Annotated in this window: 4 protein-coding genes; 3 read left to right on the plus strand and 1 reads right to left on the minus strand. The window is 39.1% G+C overall.

Annotated features, from left to right (window positions below):
* Positions 1-123 precede the first annotated feature (123 nt).
* Positions 124-846 (minus strand): hypothetical protein, encoded by a 723-nt coding sequence (locus AB1498_01845; protein ID MEW6087029.1) that lies wholly within the window; start codon positions 844-846, stop codon positions 124-126.
* A 109-nt stretch (positions 847-955) separates the two neighbouring features.
* Between AB1498_01845 and ccsA the strand changes: the two genes are divergently transcribed.
* The 3 genes from ccsA to AB1498_01860 all read left to right on the plus strand — a co-directional run.
* Positions 956-1,756 carry a cytochrome c biogenesis protein CcsA gene (ccsA, locus tag AB1498_01850; protein MEW6087030.1) on the plus strand — a complete coding sequence of 267 codons (801 nt, stop codon included), beginning with the start codon at positions 956-958 and terminating at the stop codon, positions 1,754-1,756.
* A gap of 439 nt (positions 1,757-2,195) precedes the next feature.
* On the plus strand, positions 2,196-3,257 hold the full coding sequence (locus AB1498_01855; protein MEW6087031.1) for a cytochrome c biogenesis protein ResB: 1,062 nt from the start codon (positions 2,196-2,198) through the stop codon (positions 3,255-3,257).
* Between the two features lie 387 nt (positions 3,258-3,644).
* A partial coding sequence (locus AB1498_01860) for a hypothetical protein (protein MEW6087032.1) occupies positions 3,645-3,905 on the plus strand: 261 nt, incomplete at its 3' end.

Consider the following 3,905-nt stretch of genomic DNA (forward strand, 5'->3'; position numbering starts at 1 on the left):
GCGATACAACAGTTGTCTCCGGCCTTTAAGGCTTCCCACCTTATATGCAGGGTTTGCGGAAAAACAATCCAGATCAAAAATCAATAAAAAAAATTTGTTTAACAGATCAATAGTACCACAGCGCTATTTTGAAAACAAAAGCCCCAGGTACTCCCCTGACGGGTTAAGCATTATTTTATTCACTGTTGTAGTCGCCGTGTGCGAGCCTGAGGCATAGTTTTCTTCTTTAAACGGAAACAAAACATTATTGACTTTCCTGAAGTCCGAATAATCTGCCGCAAAACCGAGTTTCATTTCTCCCTCAGACACTGTTTCAGCCCGGATTATTAAATGTGTTTTTATGTCCACAAACGCCTTCAGGAACATTCCCTCCCCTATAGGCACTTCAAGGACAGGTGAATTGTCCTTTGATTTAGTGAGGCGGATTTCCGCTCTCATTTTATCAAGCAGCCACGGGATATTCGCCCGCGCCGCCTGCAAAACCATCGAGTCCCTCAACGGCCCCTGCACCAAAGCCAGCTTGCCGGGAGCAAAACCTCTCAAGGCGTTTTCCCCGTCAAGCAGACGAATTTCCATATTGTTTGGGTACCGAACAATAACTTTCAGTTTTGCCGGCCCTTCGGAAACCCTGATTACGGAACCGTTTTCTCCCCTGATGTGGGTCTGTATAACCGCTTCCATCCGATAAGCCTTAACAGACAGGACATTCCCCCTCCCGCCGTAAGCTTCGATAACCTGATCGATTAAAGCCCCTGCGTCATTTGATTGAGAAAAGATCGGGGACACAGAACAAAACATAAGAGCTATTGCAAATAGCCCGCCTTTCCATAGAAATTTTGAAACCATCTTCACATCCTCCTCTAACTCTCTAAGTAAGTCTATAACTAACAAGTAAAAGTGTCAAGGTTTTAGTATGTGTTAAATGATATGATATAATATGCGGGGAGAAAAATTAATGGACAAATTGTTTTTATATTTTTTTTCTGCGTCCTTTGTTCTGGCGGGGGCAGGTACAGCTGTCTCATGTGTATTTTTTACGTTTCCCCGTAAAATTCTGCTCAGCATTTTAAAATATATCCTGGCCACAGTGTTGTTTACATATACTGTAAGCCTGTTTATTCGAATAATATTAAGCCGCCACGCTCCTATGGCAAGTCTATTTGAATCGTTGTTTTTTTTCTGCTGGTCAATCTGTTTTATCTCTTTTATCGTTTACCTTCGCTTTAAGGAATCTTTTTTCCTGCCTTTTTCGTTTCCAATGCTTTTTCTTTTAAGTTTAAAAGCATATTTTTCCCCATGGGACATTAGACCTCTTTTCCCCGCGTTAAAAACCATCTGGTTTGAACTGCATGTTGCGGCATCGTTTTTTGCATATAGCGCCTTTGGTATCGGGTTCGCGGGCGGAATCTGTTATCTTATAAAAAATTATTCCCGTTATTCCGGTGTTTTGCCGGAGGCGGACATAATTGATTTGGTTATTTACCGGAGTGCCGTCTGGGGATTTTTTCTGTTTTCATTTTCTATGCTGACAGGCGGTATCTGGGCATACCTTGCATGGTGCAATTATTTTATATGGACGCCGAAAGAAATCTGGTCGGTCCTTTTATGGACGTTTTATGCTTTTTATCTCCATGCGAGGCTTTTAAACGAATGGTCCGGAAAACGGTGCGCGTGGCTGGGGATTTTAGGATTTATTTTCACAATGTTTACTTATTTAGGCGTAAGCCTTTTAATGCAGAGTTCTCATCGTTTATAAAAATATTATGACTAACGTAATTTGTAACTTTTTTAATAAGTTTTACCTGAATTTTTGCTTTAGTCAACATTTTTGAATAAATCTAAGGCTTATTTTGGACGATTTCTCCAATGAGAACATATAATAGTTAGAATTGGACCCCGCACCATCTGGTGCGGGGTTAATTCCGCAAAAAATCAGGTAAAACTTATTTTATATCTTAAAATTAGTTATGACCAATATTCAAAGATTGTTTTTTCCGGTAATTATTCTTTTCTTCTGTGCCGGCTGCGCGGGTATGCACGCAAGCCTCACAAAACCCGGTCGCAAATTGCAAGTAATAACTGGGAGGCTGTCAAACCGCTTAATCTCGCATTAAAAGATAAAAATGAACTTGTCCGTGGAGTGTGGCATTAAAGGCATTGAGAAAAATTGAAAAAGCGAAGGAATAAAATTAATCATGAAATCAATCTGGCGTTTCTTTAAATCCATAAGATTAACAATTTATTTATGCATGGCCTATCTTCTGGTGTCGATATGGGGATCTTTCTCGCTCCAGAAAAACGGTGGACTTTACAAAACAATCGATAATGAAATCCTTTTGCAATGGATTAAACAAACGGGATTGCCGGCATTTAATAAAACTTTCTGGATATTGTTGCTAATATTAATTCTTACCCTATTGGCATTAAACACCGCGGTATGTACTATTGACCGTTTCATTAATGTATGGAAAAGGATTTTTAACGCCAAGTTAGATACCCGGGTAGAATTTTTGAACAGTTTAAAGTTCCGCAATGAAAAAATTGTTACAAAAAACGCCGACGAAGTAAAAAATGATATTGTTCTAAAACTTCAAAAGAGGGGCTGCAACATTATCACTTCCGTTTCTGACGAACAACAGGATAACGCTTACCCGCCGGGGCGGTTTTCACGAGTGATTATCTACGCCGATAAAAACCGTTTCTTCGCGTTTTCAGAGGTAATAGCTCATTTTGCATTTGTCCTGCTTCTCATAGGCCATCTTATCACAAGCATTTCAGGGGCCAAAAGGATAGATAATATTGCGTGGAAAAACTGGAAAACCCAAATCCCCGGCAAAACTTTTTCAGTCATGCTTCATGATATAGGCATGAAATTCTATCCCGGCGGGCAACCGGAAGATTTCTCCGCTGATATCGGCATACTCAGGGAAAATAATGAAGTTGCAAGAAAAATAATCAGAATTAATTACCCGCTTTTTTATAACGGGAATGTTATTTACCTTACGAACCTCGGTTATGACCCGTCATCCGGCTGGCCGTATGCTGTTTTAACCATTAACCGAGACCCCGGCGCGAAATTTGTTTTATGGGCAGGTATTTTTTTTATGATCGGGCTTCTGGGGACATTTTTTGTTTCATACCGCCGGATCTGGATTTTTATTACTCCCCTGGAAAACGGGCAGGTGGAAATCAAAGCCGGCGCGTGGGTTAATCAGACGGGATGTAAAATGGATAGGGAATTAGAAAATATTTTTTAAAATTCAGGATTACACATCTCCAGCGCATCTTAACTTTTATAACGAAATAAATTACATTCTCAATTGCCGCTAAAAATACAAAAAATTTTATCATTTTTTTGTTTACGATTTTCTAAATCTGGCATATATCAAAAATAGATGCGGGCATGGGATAAAATTATAGATCCCGCAAAATGCCCCTAAAAATAATCCCGACCTATATTGGAGACAAAAGGATTAGGGCCAAAAAAACGGTTGGTGCCGCTTATTGAACACCAACACTCAGCCCCAAAAAATCCGTCTCTGAAAGGCCCGGGATTTTTTTATGGTAAAATAAATCTAATAAATAACTTTTTTTTTCCGATATTATTGTTTGTTAAAAAAATAATTTTATAACTGGAGTTAATCATGAAAAAGATATATTTTTCACAAATTATGATATTTTTATTGATTTTTTCTTTTACTGCTGTTTTTCATTTACAAGCCGGTGACAAACAAAAACTGGCTTCAGTAGCTAATAAAAAGGAAATTCAGCCGGTTAGCCTAAGTTCCGCAGTTTTAAAATCAAGCTTCTTATTTTTCAAGGGGTTGCGGGTTTTACCCCCTCAAATTCTGCACTACATTTTGTATAAAAACCGGACGATTAGGGATCTTTATTCCCAGCCTTGC

Source organism: bacterium (genome assembly GCA_040754625.1).
GTDB lineage: Bacteria > JACRDZ01 > JAQUKH01 > JAQUKH01 > JAQUKH01 > JAQUKH01.

Bases quoted from the DNA above. Each gene is read 5' to 3' on its own strand.
- AB1498_01845 (MEW6087029.1), bottom strand. From the start codon at position 846: ATGGTTTCAAAATTTCTATGGAAAGGCGGGCTATTTGCAATAGCTCTT.
- ccsA (MEW6087030.1), top strand. From the start codon at position 956: ATGGACAAATTGTTTTTATATTTTTTTTCTGCGTCCTTTGTTCTGGCG.
- AB1498_01855 (MEW6087031.1), top strand. From the start codon at position 2,196: ATGAAATCAATCTGGCGTTTCTTTAAATCCATAAGATTAACAATTTAT.